Consider the following 21,360-nt stretch of genomic DNA (forward strand, 5'->3'; position numbering starts at 1 on the left):
TGCCCTCTATCTGCTGTGACTCCGCCCTCCACCTGGAAAATTGCCGCCGATACAGGCGGGACCTTCACGGATTGCCATGCGCTGACGCCATCCGGGGACGAGCGGCGGGTGAAAGTGCTTTCTTCGGGAGTGCTGCGCGGCCTTGCGGAATGGGCCGACGAACGCGCCGCTATCCTGGCTCAAACCTGGGATATGCCAGCGGGGTTCTTCGCTGGCTGGACCTTACGCTCCGCCGTCGCCGGAGGAGTCGGCACCGTCGTCCGTGACTCATTCGTCCTGGACGGCAGATTACTGCTTCAGTTCGAAGAAACTTCCACCCCTGCCCTGCCCGGCACCCTGGTGGAGCTTAGCTCCGGCGAGGCCGCTCCGGTGCTGGGGGCGCGACTCCTGACCCGCACGGCGCTGGGTCACGCCTTTCCGCCCTTGCAGTTCCGCTTGGCCACAACGCGCGCCACCAATGCGCTGCTGGAGCGCAAGGGCACCCCGGTGGCGCTCTTCGTCACCCAGGGATTTGGGGACCTGCTGCGCATTGGGGATCAACGCCGCCCCCAGCTCTTTGCCCTGCACCACGTCCCGCGGGAGGTGCACTATGCGGAGGTCTGCGAGGTAAGGGAGCGTCTGGCAGCCGATGGCTCCGTGCTCACGCCTCTCGACGAAGCGGCACTGCGGGCACGCGCCCTGGAACTGGTGCAATCCGGATTGGTCACTGCCGCCGTCAGCCTGCTGCACAGTGACATCCAGCCTGCCCATGAGCTGGCGGTGGAAAAGATCCTGCGGGAATGCGGCTTCCAACATGTCTCCCTGAGCAGCCGCCTCGCCCCTTTCATCCGCATTCTTCCCCGGGCCCAGAGCGCCGTGGCCAATGCCTACCTAACGGGACCGGTCGAGCAATTCATCCGCGATGTGGCGACGCCCATCGCAGCGGGCCACGACACCGTGCCTTTGTCACTGATGACGAGCGCGGCAGCGCTGGAATCGTCCGCCACCATTCAGCCAAAGGATCTCCTTCTGAGCGGCCCCGCCGCTGGTGCTCTCGGGGCACTCCATGCGGCGCAGCGGTTGGGATTCAACCGCATCATCACCTTTGACATGGGCGGCACCAGCACGGACGTGGCGCGATTGGACGGCGCGGTGGCCTACCGCTTCACCCAGACGGTGGGCGGCACCACGCTCCTGAGCCCCGGCGTGGCCATTGAAACCGCGGCCGCCGGCGGTGGCTCCATCTGCCACCTCACGCCACAAGGGCTCGCGGTGGGTCCGCAGAGCGCAGGATCCGACCCCGGCCCTGCCTGCTATGGCAAGGGAGGTCCGCTCGCGATCACCGACGTGAATCTGCTGCTGGAACGCTTTGACCCCACCCGTGCTCCCATCCCGCTGAGTCTGGAGGCCGCGGAAGCCCGGCTCCAGGAACTGCTGGCCGCCACCAACGCCCAGAGACCGATCTCGCTCACCCGGGAGGAACTGCTGCACCAACTGCTGGCACTCGCCACTGAGCGCATGGCCGATGCCATTCGCAAGATCTCCGTGCTGGAAGGTTATGACCCGGCAGAGTATGCCCTGCTCGCCTTTGGCGGGGCCGGCCCCCAGCACGCGTGCGATGTTGCCGCCCGGCTCGGCATGACCACCGTGCTGGCACCGCACCATGCCGGCATCCTGAGCGCAGTGGGCCTTCAGGAAGCGCTGCCAGAGAAGTTCGCGGAAAAACAAGTGCTACAACCTCTGGAGAACGTCACCACCTCCCTGCCTGAGCTGCTGACAGACCTGGCGGCAGAGGCCCAGTCAGCTCTTCCTGCAGGTGGCCACGGAAGCACCATCCGCCAACTGGCTGAACTGCGCCTGCGTGGTCAGGACACCCCGTTGCAACTGGAGTTTGTAGATTCCTCAAACCTGGCTCAAGACTTCGCCACCAAGTACACCCATCTCTTTGGCTATGCTCCGCCCTCCACCAAGCCGGTGGAACTGGTGAGCGTGCGCGTCATTGCCACCAGCGCGGCCTCCGCTCCCGCCAAGGCGGCAGATATTGCGAATCTCCCGGATCCGATCAAAGGGCCGAAGCTGGTGCAAGATGCCTTCAGCACCCTTCTGGTAGCCCCCGGTTGGACGGCCCAGGATCACCCGGCGCTGGGATGGGTGCTCAAGCAGGAGGAGGCTCCAGAAGGCAATGCTCCCGCATCCATTCCTTCGGACCTGTTCCGACATCGCTTCACCAGCATCGTGGAGGACATGGGCGCGCTGCTGCGCCGCACCGCGCTTTCCACGAACATTCGCGAGCGGCTCGACTACTCCTGCGCACTGCTCTCACCCGAGGGGCGCCTGGTGGTCAGTGCGCCCCATATCCCCGTCCATCTGGGCGCCTTGGGTGTTTGTGTGCGGGAGGTGCTAAAGGTCTGCCCCGTGCAACCCGGAGACACGATCATCACGAACCACCCTGCCTACGGCGGTTCCCATCTGCCGGACGTGACACTCATCACACCGGTGTTTGATGTCTCCTCGAACCTCCTCGGCTTTGTGGCCAATCGTGCCCACCATGCCGAGATCGGCGGCCTGTCCCCGGGCTCCATGCCGGCCAATGCCCGCACGCTTCCCGAGGAGGGAGTGGTCATCTTCCCGCATTACCTGCGTCGGGGTGGCGAGGTCCAGTGGGAGGAGATTCGCAGCCTGCTGACGACTGCGCCTCATCCAACGCGCTCGGTGGAGGACAACCTGGCCGACCTGCAGGCCCAACTGGCCGCCAACCTGTTGGGGGCGGAGCGTCTCCTGGGCCTGATCCCTGAAGGTTCAGCCCCGGAAATCCTGCCGCAGCAGATGCAGTTCATTCTGGATCAGTCGAGCCACATCATGCGGGCATTTCTGGACCGCATTCCCGCAGGTGAGGCCGAGGAACCTCTGGATGACGGCCGCCTCATCCGCATCAGACTGGCTCAGGTGGATGGCCGACTCCGGCTGGACTTCAACGGTTCTGGCTCGCAGCATCCGGGCAATCTGAATGCCACCCCCGCCATTGTCAGCAGCGCCGTGCTCTACGTCCTGCGGCTCGTGCTCCAGGAGGATCTGCCGCTCAACGAAGGTCTGCTGGAAGATGTGGACATCCTCCTGCCTGAAGGGAGTTTCCTGAACCCTAACTTCAACCACACGCCACCACCAGCCGTGGTGGGAGGTAACACAGAGGTCAGCCAGCGGGTGGTGGACACCCTGCTCAAGGCCCTGGGCATCCAGGCCTGCAGCCAGGGCACCATGAACAACTTCCTCTTCGGGAACGCCCGCTTCGGCTACTATGAAACCCTCTGCGGCGGCACCGGAGCATCGGAGGGCCACGCAGGAGGCAGCGCCCTGCACAGTCACATGACGAACACCGCCATCACCGATGTGGAGGTGATTGAGCGCCGCTACCCCGTCCGGCTCCACCAGTTCGCCATCCGCAACGGCTCAGGTGGCCAGGGCATTCATCCCGGCGGAGACGGCGTGGTGCGGGAGTTTGAGTTCCTGGAACCCCTCACCGTCTCCGTCCTCACCCAGCACCGGGTGACAGCTCCCTATGGGCTGCGTGGAGGCGGGACGGGATCCTGCGGCCGCCAGACACTTGTGCCTGCCCATGGCGGAGCGCCCGAGGCACTCCCCTCCAGCGCCACCTTCACCGTCCAACCGGGTGATCGTACGATCATGGAGACGCCCGGCGGTGGCGGCTGGGGAGAAGGGACAAACTAAGGGCCAACGGCCCGGCTTCATAGGAGCCTGGGGCATCGCTCCAGGTTGTCAGGACCAGGAGATGCTCAGGCCTGCAGGACCGATTCATTCAGGGAAACTTCCAAGGTAACCCAACCGTGCCCGTGAAGCCCTAAAACGAAGTCATGAAAGCCGCTTTCACCACCCTGGCCGCATTGGTCTGCGCCACTTGGCTGGCCCACGCCGCAGAGCCTGCGCCAACCAGCGCCATTGCCGTGACCCTTCATGATTCTCACGGCCTGTCCGCCGCATCTGTAGATGCGAGCCTCCTGGAAATCATTCTCTTCAAGCCGCACACCCATTTCCACCTCAAGATCTCCAACACCACCCAGCAGGCATTGACGCTGTGGCGTCCCTATTGCCCAGAGGGCGATGATGCGATGTCGATCGAGTTCCGGGATGCCAGTGCTCCTGACAAGGTATTCCATGCTCACACGGGCTACAGCTACACCGGAGGCATGGGCATCCCCAAGGTGCTGACGCTGGCGGCCGGAGATGACCTGCTCGTGAATGTGGACTTGCTCAACGAGTGGGTGCTGCCCTTTCCCATGCAAGCCGACGAAACGCGCTTGATGGAAATCAGGGCCGCCTATCGCTCCGCACCCCTGACAGATGAACGGCAGAAGAGCCTTTTTGGCGCCAAGGAGAAAGCCCCGGTCTGGACCGGCGAATCGACCTCCGACTGGCACAAGGTCCGGATCATCAATCGGACGGGATCAAAGATAGCCCCGAGGCACTGACGACCCAAGACACGGGATCGAGACCCAACATCCCCCTTACCCATCTTTGGCCGTGGAGGGGACGATGAGCACTGGGCAAGGGGCTTTCTTCAGCACCTCCGTCGTGGCAGTGCCGACGAGGAAGTTGTACAACGCCCCGTGCCCGTGAGTTCCCATCAGGATGAGGTCGGCGTTGTGCTGCGAGGCCTCCGCCACGATGGACTCCACCGTAGCCCCGTGCAGTTGTTTGGTGCTGGTCTGCACGCCAAACTTGGTGAGGGATTCACCCAAAGCGTCCAGCTTCTCGCGGTCTGTTGCTATTTCCTCTTCCGTGGGTTCTCGCAGGATCGTGGGAGACGCCACCCCGATGCCCACCACCGTCGATTCCTTGGGGACCACATGCACCACAATGACGTGACTGCCAAAGGCGTGCGCCAGTTTGTGAGCCTGCTTGAGGATCTTGAACGTCAGATCCGAGAAGTCCACGAGTGCGACGATGGTTTTCATAAAGTCTCTGACCGCCTGGAGATCCGGGCGTTTGTTTCATCCCTTGGTATTTTCAAGCCACGGGCGGCATCCCGCCCGCGTGTTATTTCTCTGCCACCGTCGTGGGGGCAGTACTCGCTGGCGCAGGCACAGCGGCAGGAACCGAACTCACCCGCCAGGCTGGCTTGCCAGAGATGCGCTCGGCTTCGATCTCACAGAGCTTCAACCGACGCTCAAAGGCCTCCTGAGAGGGATTGAACTGGAAGGCCTCCAACAAGCAAACGGTGGCCATGAGACCTTCGTCATTGTCGGCAATTTCCGCGATCCACGGGTGGAAGGTCGTGAAGCGGGTGGACATGATCAGGCTGGTGTCATGCTCCTTTTGAGCCAGCACCTTTTTGAACCACCCGGCGAAATGCACGTCCGATTTGCACGAGGCCCAGCTCACGATGTAGGGCTTGTCCTTGGATTTGGAAAGGGAGGATGACAGGGAGGCCAGCCCGGGACGCGTGTTCCGGTACGGCGTGTAGTCCACTCGGTGGAGGTACTTCACCCCATCCGGCTTGATCTCGGGCGGGAACGTATCCGGGCCGCCGCCTTCGCGGGAGTGCCCCACATAGAGCATCACCTCAGCCTCTGAGGCCGCCTTTTGCATAAACTTCAGCGCCTCCTCACTGTACTTCACCTGCTCCAGATACTCGGCCCCAATGTTGCGGGCAAAGCTGGTGGTCCGGGCGCTCCAGATCATGGCAATGTTGAGCCGACGTCCGTTGGTGCCGAGCCCCTCGAACAGACGCAGGTTCCGCGCATCAGCCGTCACGCCCAGTTGCTCACGCTTCTCCTCGGTCGGCTCCACCGGCTTATACCCCGCCTTCTTCAGGTAGTCCATGAAGTGCTCCGCACGGAAGGGGTCGTTCACGTGCCGGATGTCTGCCGAATTGTCGTAGCCGAAGACCACCCGGATGTCAGCCTCATTGTCGTTGGCAAACACGCGCTGCAGGTTGCGCTCAAATGGCGTGAGCGGAGCAGCCGGAACGGGAACGACGGCGGGCGTGGAGGCCGGGGCATCCGGCCGCAGAAGGGTGAGTGGCGGCGGCGTAGGCGGCACGGCGGACGACGCCATCACGCCGGTCGGTGCGGGGAGTTCCGCTGCGGCGAGTCCCGGCAGCACGACGCCGGCCAACCCGACCGCCGCGATCACGGAGCAACCTCTCCAACGCAGGAGGGTGCGGCAGCCTGATAGGAGATGCATGAAAGGGGGGGACATGCAAAGCCCGGGGTTTTCTGGGGCGGATGACTGGATTTTACCACAGGGGGCGCGGCGATCAAGATCTGACCGTTTCATCTTCAAGGGCATGCGGGGTTGTCTGAAGATCGCGCGACACCTGTGCGCTGGTGGCACGCCCACTGCGAAATCTCCCACTTCACTGATGGCAAAGGCGTAATCTGCTTCCAGAGTTCAAGCCCCCCGGGTGTTGCGCCACGCGCGACACCCCGTCCAGCCTGCCCTATGGATCCCCTCACCCACTCCTTTCTTGGCATGGCCACCGCCCTGGTGGTCGCACGTCGTGACACTCCCAAGGGCCAGGTGGCCCTGGCCGGGCTGGCGGCGGGGCTCCTGCCGGACACGGACGTCTTCCTGCGCAATGCCGCGGACCCGCTCTTTTTCATAGAGTACCATCGGCACTTCACCCACAGCCTGGCATTTTCACCCGTGATCGCCGCGCTGGCGGCAGGCATCGCCTGGCTGATCTATCGAGTGATCGCCCGACGCAGCATCTCCCTGATCCCCCTCCTGATCCCCGCATGGCTGGCAGGACTCAGCCACATTTTTTGTGATCTCTGGACCAGCTATGGCACCCGGGTGTGGTGGCCCTTTTCCGACGCCCGCGTCTCGCTGGACTGGGTGGCGGTGGTGGATCCCCTGCTGACTCTGCCGCTCCTGGTACTGACGGTTCAAGCACTAACCACGCCCTCAGTGAAGAAGTACGCTGCCGTGGGACTGGTGTGGGTGAGCCTCTATCTGGGGCTGGCCATCATCCAGCAGCACCGGGCCATCGCAGCCGTCCAGCAATGGCTCGCACAGTCGGGGAATGCATCGGGTTCCCCGGTTCAGATCACCGTCAAGCCCTCCATCGCGAACACCATCGTGTGGCGGGCCCTGGTCCGGGATCCGGATGGTGTCAGGGTGCTGGCCGTCCGCACTGGTCTGGGTGCCGTGGAGATCCTCACGCCCTCCCCCACCCACTATCCCGCCTTCACCAACCCGGCCGCAGCGGCGGCAGCGTTCGGCCTGCAGCCAGACTCCGCCCAAGCCAAGGACATTGGGAGATTCTTCCATTTCTCAGACGATTGGGTCGGCGTGCATCCTCAGCACCCTGAGGTGCTGGGTGACCTCCGCTACGCATCTCTTCCCGACGACATCCGCCCCCTTTGGGGCATTCGCCTGCAACCAGGCCACCCCGAAGCCCGGGTGGAATGGCAACAGTTCACAGAAATGGAACCTGGGGCCGTGAAGCGGCTGTGGGGGATGATTTGGAAATAGAGTTAGGGGTTAAGAGTTAGATGTTATGAGTCAGGAGAAGATCCCATAACTCTTAACTCTTCCCCCTCACGGAATCCTGAACACCTTCCCAGTCGTGGGATCCTTGGCCAGGGAGCCGGGATTGAGACCGGAGACGTCCAGTTCCGTGTAGGGAGGATAAGGACTCTTCACACGTCCAGGGGTCTTGGCCCGGGTGGCCGTCTTGATGTCTTTGGGGTCCGCCTTGGGCGTGCCCGTGTCCGGCTTGGGACCTGAGGGCACTACGTCATCCCTCAGCCTGGGCTGAGGCTGGGGCTCTGCCGGAGTCCGTTCCTGGGTTTCATCAGAGGAACGCTGGCGCTCATCAGCCTCGCTCCGTCGCTCGTCATCCCAATCCCCGTCCCGTTCGTCATTCAAGTACTCGTTCCGTCCTCCCTGACGTGGTCCACGTGGGCCATAGTTGTAGTAGTTATCCCGGCGTCGGGAGCTCCGGGGGGAGTGCTCATAGCGGTCCCCATACTGGTACCCTTCGTCATAATAACGGCGGGAGCCGTGCCGCGGCTGCTGGTTGTAGCGACTGGGAGGGGGGCCTCCCTGTGGCCCCGGATCCACCATGTACGATGGCGGCTCGTAGTAGCCGTAGTCGTAGGGATCGTAGACGCAGCCGATCCCGGTCATCAGGAGCAGCGCTGACAGACCGGCGGCTTGCAAACTTTGCAGAGGGGGAAAATCCATGGTTGAGAGGTTGGACGTAGCAGATCAAAAATAACTCAATCTACCAGAGGATCGCAATTCGCCGCCTCCCCTGGTTTCTAAGGAATGCGGAAAACCTTGCCCGTAGCGGGATCTCTCGCCAGGGAACCGGGCAGCACACCGGAGGAGTCCAGCTCCAGGTAGGGAGGATATGGGCTGCGCACCCGCCCAAAGGTGGTGCTCCGGGTGCCGGTCTGGATGTCCTTGGGATCCATGGGCACCGCGGCCGCCGGGGCGGGAGTGATGGGCGCAGCCGGCATCTGAGCACCCACCATCGCCCCATCCCGAGGGAGTGGCAGGGACTCATAGCCCGTTTGCGTCTGCCGGATGGGATATCCTGTCTTCTTGTCAAAATGCACGGGGTCCATCGGGGCCACCTCCTGCCTCAGCAGGGTCGTTGCCCCTTCGGTGATGGGCTGGCGGCGTGAACCCTGATCGTATTTAGGACGCTGAGGAATGCCGGGGGCATCCCCCTCATTGAGCTTCCCAAAGAAACCCGAGCCGCCCGAGTCTTGAGACGGACCGGATTGTGCCGCATATGCCCCTGCCCCAGCAGATCCAGGAGGGAGGGCTGGCTGACCAGGGAGAGGGGTGCCATCTGGACCGACGGCGACCTGGCCTGCCACGGCTCCGGTACCTCCCGCCTGAGCTTGCTCCTGCTGGGCCCGTTTTGCTTCCGAGTTGGCCTTCATGCGCGCTGCCCACTGCGGTCCTTGTCCACTGGGACTTTGCAGGCCAATGCAACTGGAGAGCCCTCCGGCCAAGGCCATGCCGTAAACGAAGGCGAGACGTGTAGGGCGGAGACGAAATTTCATGGGAGCGATGAGTGAGCGGACGGGAAAAGCCTTCGCTTTCTTTCGGCCCTCTTCATAGCTCTGGAACAAATTGGCGGCAATGAGATTCCGAACTTCACCGCATCAGGCAGGGTTCGAGCACCACCCCCAACGCCCCGCTACTCGATCATTGCCTGACCGAACTCCCCGCTATTGCCTCGCACCCACGCTCTCACGCGCACTTTTTCATCTGGAAGATTCGCAGGGACACGCAAGGGCACCTGGAGCACCCCCTCCTCGGAAGTGGTCAGCGAGGTCTCCCAAAGATACTGACCAGCATCCTGGCCCCGGTCAGGCCACGGTATGGATTGCGCGAGCAACTTCTGGACGAACTCCTCCGGCATCCGATGGGGCTCATGAGCCCCGCAGGCGGTCGTATGCTTCCGGTAGTTCGCTTTCGTTTGGAGGGGTGACAACACTCTGTCGTAACCCCAGGGCTCCGGGTCCACATTGATTTCCCCGATGGAGTTCGGTGTCCAGGGGCGGTAGTCCACAGGAAGCGCGGAGACCAGGAACCTCCGAAAATCGTGCGCCGGTGGAGATGGCGGAGAGGGCTCCAAATCCGCCAGATAGGCACTCATCACCACCCGGGCGGATGGCAGAGGCTGCCCGTCCGCACGCACGGCCTTCAAGGTGACGGCCCGCTCACCCGCAGGGCTCCTTGCAATACCCAGATCAACGATCGCCAGTTCCCGCTCCGGGAGCACAGGGATGCGGACGAGCGAGGTGAAGCATCTGGAACGACGCACCCCTACGATCTCCACCATTCTTTCCGGCACATTCTCCTGTCTGACACTCACCAGGCAAGTGGTCCGGCCCCCGGCATCCACCTCCAGCAACTTCGCACGAGCATACCGCCCTCTTTCAATCCGGTCGTACAACAGCAAGGGACCTCCCGGCAAGGTCTCGATCTTCAACTGGGCAACCTCCCCGGCTCGATAGTGCGGCTTGTCCATGGTCACCCGAATTCCCTCTTCCACCGTTATCTCCCTAGATACAAAGAGAGGCCCTTTGATCACCACCGTGGCCATCGTGACTACCTGCCCCTGGCGCACCGCATAAGCCGTCACTCGATAGTCTTTCTGCCCAAGCTCCGCCCGGGCCTGATACCAAGAGGCCAAGGCAAAGTCGAATGCGGCTTTCCCCTCCGCGTCCGTGGTCAACTGCCGTCGAGCCACGATGGTGGGATGCTCGTAGGAAGGCCATGGCCAGCCCAGGTCACTGAAGTGCTGCACACGATTCGTCAGATGATTTTTGCCGTAGAGCCAGTCCCAACCGGTGTTGTCGGCTATGACCTCGGAGGGCAGCATGTCCACCTGACACTCGATCACGGTGTCTATCCCCCGCTCCTGATGCGGATCCTCCAGCTGGAAGGTTAGAGGAAATGCCACCTCCGGGCCCACTACCTGGGTGGGGGCATGGATCTTGATCCTCGGGATCTCGTCAGCGGTGCGACCTTGGGCAATCATCAGCGGCACGCTGGCAAAACAGTCCGCTGAACTCAGGTGATATTCCCCTACTGCCAAACCCTGAGGCACGTCCAACGTCAGATGAGACATCCCATGCTCATTCATGGTCGTGACCGCCCTCGCGATGGGTTGCGACCTGGCATTGTACAGCTTGACCTCAACTTCCTTGCCCGATTCACTTGGCGACCGGGACCAGACCGCCACTTGGACCTGATCACCTGGCCGATAGCAGGAGCGATCAGAGGCGAGGAAATAGTCTCTTCGAGAGATCGGCTCGGGAACTTCAGGCCTGCACAAGCGATCCAACATCCAGTGCCCGCCTAACGTCATACGGCCATCGGGAGTCCAAGCCTCCAACATCAGCGAACTATCCTGCAAGTGCGTCAGTTCCAGTGGAAAGCTGCCATCCGCCCCCACCGGGAGGGGAAACTCCACCTGCCGATATGACTTGGCCGTCGCTCTGGCTTCCTCGGCATCGAGTTTACGGATGCCAGCCCATCGCACTTTCGCATCAGGCACGGGATGCCCTGTTCTTGCATCCAGGACATACCCATAGCCATAACCGCCCGCTGGATCCGCCGACATTTTCGCCAGGAGCACCAGTCCAGAGATGTCCACGATGCACTGGGTGACAGCACCATTGGCCAGCCTCCCTTTCAGAAAGTACACGCCGGGCTCCTTCAGCGGCGTTATTACCTCCATGCGGCGGCCCTCATAAGGCAGACCAGGGGGCAGCGATGTCTGCCATCTCACCGCGTTCCTTGGCAGATCGAGCAGCAGCTCGCCTTCCATGTTGGTCAGCCATGTCCGCCATCCGGCTCTCCTTTGAAGGATCGCAGTCAGCGGATGACTAGTTTGAGATACGCCTGTCCGGTTATGTTCCGTTGCCGGGGGCAGGGTCGCCTTGTACCGGACAAGGCTCGTCAGGTTCAGCATATCCACGCGTCTTGCCGTGAAGCTGATTTCTCCGGCATTCCGATAGCAGAGCCCTACCTTGGCAAATTCACCGTAGGGTTGCGCTTCATACGCATCCAAGAGCGCGGCTGGCTTTTCAGCCTCACGGAGAGGCAGCTCGATCTTTCGGATGATCTCCTGCAATTTCTCAAACTGCTTCGCCTGGGAGGGATCCGGCCCAGAGGGTTCCACAGCCCCCAGACTGGCAAGCCCCATCAACAGAAGCCCCAACCACCGACAAGTTCCGATGGGCAGGGATGCACGACGTCCGTTGGAGCTCATGGATGGGGAAAGGTGAAAGTCCAATGAGCAGGACGGAGACCCGCCCTAATCCTTGGCATTTTTTTCAGCCTTTCACCCACTCGCCAGGAGCCAGCGATCCAGCGCTGACTCCTGGCAAACTGAGCGGTCGATCGCCTCAATCCTTCGTATCTTCTACCACCACACTCCGCTCTTCCGCATTCCCCTTCAGTTCCGGCGCATACATCCCCTCGATCACACTGGGGAGGGCGCTGAACTTCCCGGGGATTTCAGCACGGAGGCGGTAGGTCAGCGATTGCTTCCCGCGAGGCAACCTCTCCAGGTAGTGCGTCACCTTCTCATCGCGGAACTCGCGATAGGTGTTCAGCCCCTGGCTCCACACGTAGCCGCTCTGCAGATCCACGGCCTCGCAGCCAGCGGGCTTGAAGTCCTCCAGCATGAGGTACTCGTAGTCGTTCTTGCTCTCCGTGATGAGTTCCACTTCCAGCAGGTCACCGCTTTTCACGGTGGCCTCCGGTCCCAGGGGTTCGCGGCGATAACGCGACCCCTGCTGCTTGAGAGCCTGGCCATGGGCGCCCGACACCAGATCCTGCGTTTTCTCCGGCACCAGCTTGTAGAGGTTCCGCTGCACCTTCACTTCCAGCCCGGCCGCCCGGAGGTGATCCTCCAGGGTGAAGCAGGCGAGGTAAGCGTTGGCGTACAACGGCCCCGCCCCTTTGCGACGGATCTCCAGCTGGTGTTTGCCTGCGGTGAGCGCCTCGCCCTCGATCACAAAGGCGTGGTCGAACGAGAACAGGTTGTCCTTGTTGATGGGGGCCTCTTTGACCTTCTTGCCATCCAGCCACAACTCCACCAGCAGATCAGGGGTGGTCTCGCCGGAGGCCTTGATGTACATGGCCAGGGCGCTGATGGCGGCCGCCGTGTCGCGGGTGCTCTTCCAGTAGTTCCCGTGCTTGCGGTTGTTCAGCAGGTACTTCACGAGACGGGAGGCCACCGGGTCCTTGCCGTCCTTGATGAGGCGCAGCTTGAGGTAGGCGGCGAGAGTCTCGGTCTCGTCATCATACCAGTACCACCAGCGATGGTCATTGCCGAAGTCCAGCCACGCGGTCTGGTTCTCCTCATCCTGCTTCTGGAACTGCTCCAGGTTGCGGATGATCATGTCCCGCCGCTCCGTCTCCTTGACGGTGGCGCAGGCCAGACCCACGAGAGCCTGCATCGATTTCGAGAGCGTGAGACGGTCGTTGTAGAGATGCGTGCGCATGCCTTTGTTTCCGAGATCCCCGGCGACCAACGCAGCGTGCACGAGGGCGTCTTCATTGTCCGCCTGGGTCTTGTGATCCTCAGCCTTCTCCGGCAGGTTCAGGCGGCGCAGTTCCTCCTCCTCATGCCGCGCCAGCCAGTCCAGTCCGCGGCTCAGCATGCCAGCGGGCACATCGGCTCCCGCAGCCTGGGCCTGGAGCAGGCCATCCACGACCTGGGCGGTGAGGTGCACGGAACCCTGAGCCGCCCCGGGCCACCATCCCCACCCACCATCGTTGGCCTGCATGGACTCGAGCCGGTCAATGCCGGCCGCGGCCATCTTCTTGACGACTTTCTCGTCGAAGACCGGATCCTGATCGTTCTTGCGATAGCGCCGCCACTGCTGGGCGCGTTTGACGGGATCTCCCAGCTCCTGGGCATTCAGGTTCACACCCTTGTCCCGAATGGCTTTGAGATCCAGGCCCAGATCCAACAGCACCTTCTGGGTGATCACGGTGGGCACAAACCGGTTCAACGTCTGCTCCGTGCAACCATGCGGATAGCTCACGAGGAACGGCAGGGCATCCACCATGGCGGCAGCCAGGCTGGGGCTGTAACGTACCTCGAACCGTGTCTGGGCGGGACGACGCTTGTCTGGCACTTCAAAGGCAATGGTCCCCTGCCCCTGATCCGGGCGAATGGCCAGGCTCCAGGCGTCCTGCCGCAACATGCCGTGCACATAGACGGGGAACTTCTTCTCCACCGCATCGCTCTCGCCTGCGGCCAGAGCCTTCATGCGAACCGTGGCCTCGCCCTCGGCGATCACCTTGACGCGCCAGTCAAACCGGTGCTCGCCGCCAGGAGCGATCTCGAACCGCTGCTCGGTGGCCTGCCCCTCCAGCGGGGCGAGCGTCTTGCCGTCGAGTTCGAGGACCGCACGCACGTTCTGCTTATCCTTCAGATCATTGTGCACGATGCCGGAGAGCACCACCTCATCCCGCTCCACAAAGAAGCGCGGGGCCTGCATGCGCACGAGCAGGTCCTTGCGACTGATCACTTCCACCGAAGCCTCGCCCACTTCCGTATTTGGGCCCAGGACCCAAGCGCGGAGCTTCCAAGTGGTGAGATCGTCGGGGAAGTGCACCGGCAGAGAAACCTTGCCCTGGGAGTCCGTGGTCGCCGCAGCATGCCACACCAGCAGATCGGCAAAGTCCTGCCGGATCATGGGCGTGGCCTCTTCGGCTCCTGCCACCGATTGATTGGAAGCCAGCAGCCCATCAATCGAGTCCGCGGTGATCGCCTTGGACTTGGCAGCCTCCATGGGCGCGGGCGCCGCTGCCGCCATGGGAGCCGCACCCGTAGACACCATGTCATAGTCCGCCCGGCCATTCCGCTTGATCTCATTCTTGAATCCCACCCCAGCTCCAAACCCTCCTCCGCTCCCTCCAACGGCAAAGTTCATCCGCGTGCTCATGCCAAGGTAGCGGTTCCCAAACACGCCCACCGGCTCCCAGTTGAGCCCTGGCAAGGAGATGCGGGAGTTCACGGTATTGAGGGAGCTCACCCCCGTCATAAAGTGACTCCGCTTCCAACCCCAGAAGAAGTCCCGGACGTTCGGCACGTTACTCCCGCCAGAGATGTACTCCAGCGCCTTGTCATAGCCAGTCAGGATGACCGGCCCCTGCACCGGCGTGCCATCGGGATGCTTCACCTGGATCTGCACCGTGCCATCGGCCTGCGGCTTGTAAGTCTCCTGGGAAGGGGTGAGGTTCACGTCAGCAATCCGCTTGCTGGGCGGCACCGGCACCTGCACCACCTGGGTGTGGATCTTGGCTCCATGAACCGTCACCACCTCCAGAAAGAAATTGGGCTGGTCATTCGTACCGACGGGCAGGGTGATGCGGGTGGACTTGCCCTGGGCCAGCGTCACCACGCGGGGCTTGGGATAACCGCCATTCTGAGGACGCTCGAACACCAGGATGCTGCCGCCCTCCTGGGCGATGTTCACCACGAAGGCAGCGTCTTCGCCAGGGGCATACTCCGCCTTCTCCGCCACCACCTCCAGATCCGGGAAGCGGAAGTCCTTGCCGTCAAAGTCCTTTCCTCGCACCGTGGTGTGCGCCGTGCCTTCCACCTTGTGCCCTGCGCCGTCGTCAAACTCCACCGCCAGGCGATAGTGCCCCGTCTGGGGGAACTGAAGCACCTGCACAGCGGGGTTGCCATCGCGGGCCACCAGCTCGAACCGTGACTTCTCGATCTCCACCGGTGCGCCGCCTGGCTCATAGGTGACGGCTAGAACCTTTAGCACCGCCTTGCCATTCACGGGACTGCCATCCGGCGTACGGGCTTGCACCGAGACACGGGCCTCCGCACCGGCATCATAGAATCCACGATGCGTCCACACATACACCTGATAAGGCTGGCGCGGGGCCACGACCGACCCGGAGCCGGAGATCATGCGACGGGATGAGTCCGTCACCTCCGCGGTGATGTTGTACTTGTGATCCTGATCGCCATGCAGCTCCTTGGCCAGAGAGGTTTCGATAGGGATCTTCACCGTGCCATCCGGACCAATGTCCACCGTGGCCTCCGCCACGACTTCCGGCGGATCTGACCGCACACCCCACCAGGGCGGCCAGATGCGGATGCAGCTGGCGTAGCCTGGGAGCCAGGCGTAGTCATTGTTCCGCCACCAGTAGCCGGGGCCGTAGAGCCAGTCCCAGGGTGTGACGGGGAACCAGGAGGCATCATGACGCACGCGCTCCACTTTATAGTGCACCTTGGCCTCGCTCACCGCCCCGCCGAAGTAGTACTTGGCCTCCACCGTGGCGGTGAAGGGCTCGCCCAGTTGCACCGGCTTCTCCGGCGTTTTCACTTTGACCTCGAACTCGGGCTTCTTGTACTCCTCCACTTGGAAGAAGGCATGACCTGCAATCTGGGTGTGGTTGCTGAAGCTCACTGAGTAGCGCCCCAACCCGGCAGTATCGGCCAGGGAAAGGTCCAGGCTCATGGCACCATTCGCATCCGCGACCACATGCTGCTCCAGCAACTTCTCCCCACGGGGATCGTTGATGCGGACCACAAAGCGCTGGTTGGCGAACTCATTGCCATTCTTGCCCTCCTCATAGGTCGCCCGGCGGGCCCAGCCTGCCAGATAGACTTTTTGTCCGGGGCGATAAGCGGGGCGATCCGTGGTGATGTAGAGCTTGAGCTGCTGGCCATCGGGATTCTGGCCCATGTAGTGCCGGTAGAACTGGTTGAAACCAATCACCGCCAAGCCGCCATCCGGAGACTCCACTCTCAAGAGCCAGTTGTAGCGATTCTCCTCATCCATGTTGAGCGGGAAGATTCCCTCCGCACCGCTGGTGATGCGTTGTTCGCGGGTGAACCAGTACTCCTTGGACCGATTGCCCTCACTGCGGTACTCGTGGCGATATCCGAAGGCCAGCACTTTGGCCTTCGAGACCGGGCGTCCCGTGGTTGCATCCAACACAAAGCCATGAGCCCCCGCCCCGTTGAGGACGGGCTTGGTCAGCACCACCAGATCCGCCAGCTCCACCATACAATGGGCCACACCGCCGCCCTCGAACGTGGCTTCGAGGAAATACACACCTGCCCGGCTCAGTGGCGTCTCCAGAGTGATGCGGCGGTCGGCGTGCTTCTCGCGGGGCTCCAGCGCCACCTCCCACGTAGCGGCAGGCTCTCCCAGATACTTCTCCACCTCAGACTGGCGGACCGGCACATTCCCGCTGAGCAAGGAGCCAAACGCCTGGTTCAGCCACGTCCACTGGCTCTGTTCCCGTTCTTTCTTCCCATTGGCCCGCGCCTTGTACTCTGCCTGCAGGGTATCGAGCAGCGCGTCCAGCTTCACAGGTCTGGCTGTGAGCTTCACCTGTTTGGCATTGCGGAACACGAGGTCCACCGTGGCCTTCTGCCCGGCTGGTAGGGTGTCCTTGCCTTCCAACTTGCCCAGATGACCCTCAATCTGGCTGAGCCGCCCTTCAGCCACTTCCTTGACCAGAGGGTCTTTGCCATGTCGCTCAATGACCTCTTTCCACACTGCCGCTGCCAATTCGCGCTGCTGGCGGTTCTCGTGGATGAATGCGAGTTGTATCAAAGCCTGAGGAGCGCTCGCAGTGCTGCCCATTCCAAGCTCCCGCAGGATCGGTATGAACCGGTAGTCTTCAGGAAGTGTGTGCCGGCGAATCCCGGTCGCCAGCTTGGTGATGGTCTCCTCAGGCTTGAGCGTGGGGAGATCGACAATGCCCTGGCGCAGATCACTCTCTTCTTTGCCGTCCTGTTCACTCCTTTTCACGATCAGCGGCCAGACGGCGGTCCGTTGCAGAGTATCCACATCCAGCCAGCTTTGGATCTCACTTGCAAAGGCGAACGTCGCCAGATGGGCTGAGGCCGGATCTGTCTCCGCAGCCAGTTTCAGGAGATAACGCCAGCGCTCGCCGTCACTGGTGGCCGCATCCCAGGAGGCGGGGATCTTGAAGTAAACAGGGTTGCCTGCGGCATCCACGGGATAGCCAGTGTCGTCTCCCGCATACCCCCACGGCCCCCGACCTCGGCCTGGCCACATCATCTGGCCTCGTCCACCTTCATTGATCTCCACCTCTGGCAGTTTCTCCAGGTCAGTCAGGCTCTGGAGTTCCCAGGGGGCCTTGCCGGAGAGAAGCCCATTGGCCTCCGTCAAAAGTACGTTTACCCGCTCCGCTGCCGGTGCACCTGCATCCTGCAAGGCCAGGGTGGAAGCCTTGCGCAACCAGACGAGCCCCTGCACGCGGTCGCGATCTGTGCTGTCGGCTCTCTTGCCCGTCCAGTTCTGCCGCTGATACTTGCCATCTGTCACACTACCTTGATGAGCACTGCGCTCCAGGATGCTGGCGGAAAGGGTCAACACCCGCCAGTTCTGGGGATGAGCCTTTTGCACGCCTTCCAGCAGCGCATCCAGCCCGGTGCCCGCCGTGCCCAGCCCCTGCTGAGCCAAAAACGCAAGCTCAAGGCCCTTACGCACCTGTTGATCGGTGGCACCGGATTCTTGGGGGGGGCTGTCCAACAGAGGCTGGAGCAGCTTCATCGCCTCCGCCCCATTGCCCTCACTCAGCAGTTTCTCGGCCCGCACCAGCAGCTTGGCTTGGTCGCCATCACTTTTGCCGCCAGCCCCCTGGCCCAGCAGGTCCAGAGAAAAGGCTGAGTACCACACCACCACCGGCACGAGTGCCGCGAGCGTGGCGAACCAGGGGAGTTTCAGGAAAGAGCGTTTCATGAGCGAGCAGGGGGAAGTGCGAGGACGGAGCACCAGACGGCGAAAACGCCGCAGTGCGTTCATACTAGGCCTGACGGAGAAATCGTGGCAATCTTGGAAAATAGCCTGATCCTGCGAGAAGATTCCCGAATGGACCCGGGACAGTGAATTCGACGACCTCGTGCTGACGGGGCGAATGTGACGAAAAGTCCACTTTGGACTCAGGGAAGGTGCCCCACAGTGACAGGCTGGTGAGGTTGGGTTCAGTCGTCAGCGGGGCGAGTACGGACACCGGTCTCCACAGGCATCCGCTTACCCCCAATCCCCACCGTTCGGTGACATGATCGATCCCTCCCAAGGACACATTTCCAGCCAGTTTAATCGGGACCTCGGCACCCTGCGGGACAACGTCCTGATGATGTCTGCTCTCACGGAGCGCAGTCTGGCCAATGCCCAGGCGGGGCTGTTTCAGAGGGATGCGGAACGCTGCAATCGCGCCATCGCCGATGATGACGAAATCGACACCCTGGAGCGCGAGCTGAGCGCCGAGGCCATGCGGGTGATCTTGCGCTTCCAACCCGTCGCTCTCGATTTGCGGGTCGTCGTGGCCACCATCAAGATCAGCGTGAACCTGGAACGGATCGCGGATCATGCCGTCAGCATTGCCCGCCGTGCCCGCAAGCTGCTGGACTGGGAGCCCATCCCCCAGATGCCCGCCCTGGCCGCCCTCTTCACGGATTGCTGCAAGTTTCATCACCAGGTGGTGGAGGCGTTTGTCACTCATCAAGCCCTGTCCCTGAACTTTCTGGAAATCGCCCACGCCGGCCTCATCCGCCGCGCCCAGGAGTACGGCGATACCGTGGCTGCCCGCATGCCCTACGAGCTGGATCAGGCCATCAACGCCTGCATGGAGTTGGTGCACATCGCCAAGCTGCTGGAGCAGATCGTCGGCACCAGCCGCGACATCGGCACCGATACCCAGTTCGCGTTCAACCCGGAGTTCGTGGCCGTGCGTCGGCAGGGTGTTGAGGGAATGGAGTGAGCGAGCCCACTTCGCGGGAGACTCCAGACGAGAAGACACAAGACTCAAGACTTGAGCTCTCGCACAAGAGGTCGCCGCAGGCGTAGTCCGGTTGTGCCAACCGGCTCACCAGCCAAGCGTCCCACGATTCCCTCTCCGCTCCGCCTACCCCACAGACCGCGGGGCCGGAGACTCCAGACTGCAATACACAAGACCCGAACTCTCGCATGAGAGGTCGCCACAGGCGTAGTCCGGTTGTGCCAACCGGCTCAGGCACCAACCGTCCCTTGATCCCCTTCCCACTCCGCCCACCCACAATACCGCGGGGCCGGAGACCCCGCCTCCTGTATTCCGCAGCCACCTGACCTTGAGGGTTGTTCACGGGTACAGGAGGCGGGGGTTCCTAGCCCCGCTCAGGCGCACGTCCTATGGAGTGAGCCACAAGGGGCGCATAAAAATATGCGCCAGCATCAAGTCTGACGTCTGGTGTCTTCTTGTCTGGCGTCTCCCGCGCAGCGGGCCACCGCACTCACTCCTCAAACAGAATTCGGTTCTCCCAGCACGACCTGCATTTCTTCCCCACCGGGAAGGAGGCGGGATTCACGCCGGGGATGACGTTGTTCCAATGGTAGGCCCGCACACCGTCGTGGCTGCAATGGCTGTCTTCGTTGAGAATGACGAAGGTATCCGGATTGGCCCCAGCGATGAGCTTGCCATCCCAAAACACCTGCCGGGCATCGCGGGTGTACCAGCGGGTCATCACCTGGAAGGTGTTGGCATCCGCGCCGGGCACGGACTTGGTGAGCTGATAGACCCGACGGGCATCCCGACTGTAGGCATGGCTCAGCAGACGAAAGGTGGCCGGATCGGCTCCATCCACCTTGATCCCATTGGCCAGCACCTGCTGCCGGTCACGATGATAAGCCACCGCACCGGAGTGCCCGATGTAGCGGAAGTTCGGAGCATCCTCGGAAATGACGTGCCCGCACCAATAGACGCGGCGACTGTCCTTGCCCGCGAGTTCGTCCAGGAGCTTGAAGTTGGCCGGATCCTTGGAGATGGCGTAGCCCTGGTAGTAGACCTGCTTCGCATCCAGCGCATAGGTGTTGCGCAGGCGGGTGAAGGAAGCAGGGTCCGCACCGGGGATGGGCTTCCCACAATAATAGACGGTGGCCTTGTCCCGGCCGTAGAACGAGGCGGGCTCGACATCGTCCAGTTTCTGGAAGGAGGCCCCATCGGCCCCGGCGATTTCCACCGGGCTGGAGATACCGAAGCCCCCATGGTAATAGACCTTGGCCCCACGCACGTGATAGCCCGATGCCGAGAAGCCAGAGGGCTTGCCCTGGGCACAGCCGCCAGACACGACCAAGGTGACGGCGGAGGCAAGGGTGACGGTCAAAGCGGCGGCGGAACGCAGGAGCGGGAGTTTGAGCGTGCGAGGCGACATGTGGGGGCTGGGGTTGGGGTATTTGCAGATTTCATGTCACTGGGAATTTCATTGTGACAGGAAATGGTTCGGTCGAGCGCGGGAGCGCTGGCGGCCTAAGGACAGCTCGCTCATGACCACCAGCTCCCCGCCTCCCAGCGGGAAAAGCCCCTCCAACCCTCAAGGTAATCCCACGTCCCTTCCGCGGCGCAAACAGGGTTGGAGTACCGCGTTTACGCGGCTCACTTCCCAAACCACCGAGGACTCACCAGTTCCCGACGACACCCTTCAAAGCACTGGGGAGCGCAGTCGGCTCGACTGCTGCGAGGGCGGCCCTCCGCGACCTAAAGCCAGGGTTATTACATTCTTTTCGTGATTAAAACTAAACTGGATCCTCCGGCTTGCGCAGCTCTGCCGCCAAGGCATCCAGGCTGCGGTTCCAGAAGCGCTTCATATGAGCGAGCCAGACCTCGATCTAGCGGATGCCCGTGGGATCCAGTCCGTGAATCCGGCGCTGCCCTTCTGCGCGGACGGTCACGAGTTGAGCCAGCCGCAGCACCTTCAGGTGTTGAGAGATGGCCGGGGCGCTTATCTCAAAGCGGGAACAGATGGCTCCGGCTGTGAGCTCCCCTTCCGACAGGATCTCCACAATGCGGCGTCGGGTGGGGTCGGCCAAGGCTTCCATCGGGTTCATGACCCAT

12 protein-coding genes are annotated in these 21,360 nt (G+C 62.4%); 4 read left to right on the forward strand and 8 right to left on the reverse strand.

All coding sequences use genetic code 11. From position 1 onward, the window contains the following. The first annotated feature begins 15 nt into the window (after positions 1 to 15). Both BV106_RS27550 and BV106_RS27555 read left to right on the forward strand, forming a co-directional pair. On the forward strand, positions 16 to 3,705 hold the full coding sequence (locus BV106_RS27550; RefSeq protein WP_038170153.1) for a hydantoinase B/oxoprolinase family protein: 3,690 nt from the start codon (positions 16 to 18) through the stop codon (positions 3,703 to 3,705). A 143-nt stretch (positions 3,706 to 3,848) separates the two neighbouring features. Next, complete coding sequence (locus BV106_RS27555; RefSeq protein WP_038170154.1) at positions 3,849 to 4,463, forward strand: hypothetical protein; 615 nt, start codon at positions 3,849 to 3,851, stop codon at positions 4,461 to 4,463. Positions 4,464 to 4,499: 36 nt separating this feature from the next. Here BV106_RS27555 and BV106_RS27560 read toward each other — a convergent pair whose 3' ends face one another. Together BV106_RS27560 and BV106_RS27565 are read right to left on the reverse strand one after the other, a co-directional pair. Then, on the reverse strand, positions 4,500 to 4,949 hold the full coding sequence (locus BV106_RS27560) for a universal stress protein (protein ID WP_038170155.1): 450 nt from the start codon (positions 4,947 to 4,949) through the stop codon (positions 4,500 to 4,502). Between the two features lie 82 nt (positions 4,950 to 5,031). Continuing rightward, positions 5,032 to 6,180, reverse strand: coding sequence for a hypothetical protein (locus BV106_RS27565; protein WP_038170158.1), 1,149 nt, complete (start codon positions 6,178 to 6,180; stop codon positions 5,032 to 5,034). A gap of 258 nt (positions 6,181 to 6,438) precedes the next feature. Between BV106_RS27565 and BV106_RS27570 the strand changes: the two genes are divergently transcribed. Continuing rightward, a complete protein-coding gene (locus BV106_RS27570) occupies positions 6,439 to 7,473 on the forward strand; it encodes a metal-dependent hydrolase (RefSeq protein ID WP_038170159.1) in 1,035 nt (344 codons plus the stop codon). Between the two features lie 66 nt (positions 7,474 to 7,539). Here BV106_RS27570 and BV106_RS27575 read toward each other — a convergent pair whose 3' ends face one another. The 4 genes from BV106_RS27575 to BV106_RS27590 form a co-directional block, all read right to left on the reverse strand. Then, complete coding sequence (locus BV106_RS27575) at positions 7,540 to 8,187, reverse strand: hypothetical protein (RefSeq protein ID WP_038170162.1); 648 nt, start codon at positions 8,185 to 8,187, stop codon at positions 7,540 to 7,542. A gap of 77 nt (positions 8,188 to 8,264) precedes the next feature. Beyond that, on the reverse strand, positions 8,265 to 9,020 hold the full coding sequence (locus BV106_RS27580) for a hypothetical protein (RefSeq protein ID WP_265596127.1): 756 nt from the start codon (positions 9,018 to 9,020) through the stop codon (positions 8,265 to 8,267). A gap of 137 nt (positions 9,021 to 9,157) precedes the next feature. Beyond that, positions 9,158 to 11,743 (reverse strand): MG2 domain-containing protein, encoded by a 2,586-nt coding sequence (locus tag BV106_RS27585; protein ID WP_038170166.1) that lies wholly within the window; start codon positions 11,741 to 11,743, stop codon positions 9,158 to 9,160. Positions 11,744 to 11,879: 136 nt separating this feature from the next. Continuing rightward, a complete protein-coding gene (locus BV106_RS27590; RefSeq protein WP_265596128.1) occupies positions 11,880 to 18,233 on the reverse strand; it encodes an MG2 domain-containing protein in 6,354 nt (2,117 codons plus the stop codon). Between the two features lie 319 nt (positions 18,234 to 18,552). Between BV106_RS27590 and BV106_RS36345 the strand changes: the two genes are divergently transcribed. Further along, positions 18,553 to 19,254, forward strand: a complete 702-nt coding sequence (locus tag BV106_RS36345; RefSeq protein WP_051946409.1) for a PhoU domain-containing protein — start codon at positions 18,553 to 18,555, stop codon at positions 19,252 to 19,254. A 508-nt stretch (positions 19,255 to 19,762) separates the two neighbouring features. On the opposite strand, the gene BV106_RS27600 is transcribed toward BV106_RS36345, so the two are convergent. Continuing rightward, positions 19,763 to 20,680, reverse strand: coding sequence for a DKNYY domain-containing protein (locus BV106_RS27600; protein WP_038170168.1), 918 nt, complete (start codon positions 20,678 to 20,680; stop codon positions 19,763 to 19,765). 454 nt (positions 20,681 to 21,134) lie between these two features. Next, positions 21,135 to 21,353 (reverse strand): metalloregulator ArsR/SmtB family transcription factor, encoded by a 219-nt coding sequence (locus tag BV106_RS27605; RefSeq protein ID WP_265596129.1) that lies wholly within the window; start codon positions 21,351 to 21,353, stop codon positions 21,135 to 21,137. Between the last annotated feature and the right edge of the window lie 7 nt (positions 21,354 to 21,360).

This window comes from Verrucomicrobium sp. BvORR106 (assembly GCF_000739655.1).
Lineage (GTDB): Bacteria > Verrucomicrobiota > Verrucomicrobiia > Verrucomicrobiales > Verrucomicrobiaceae > Verrucomicrobium.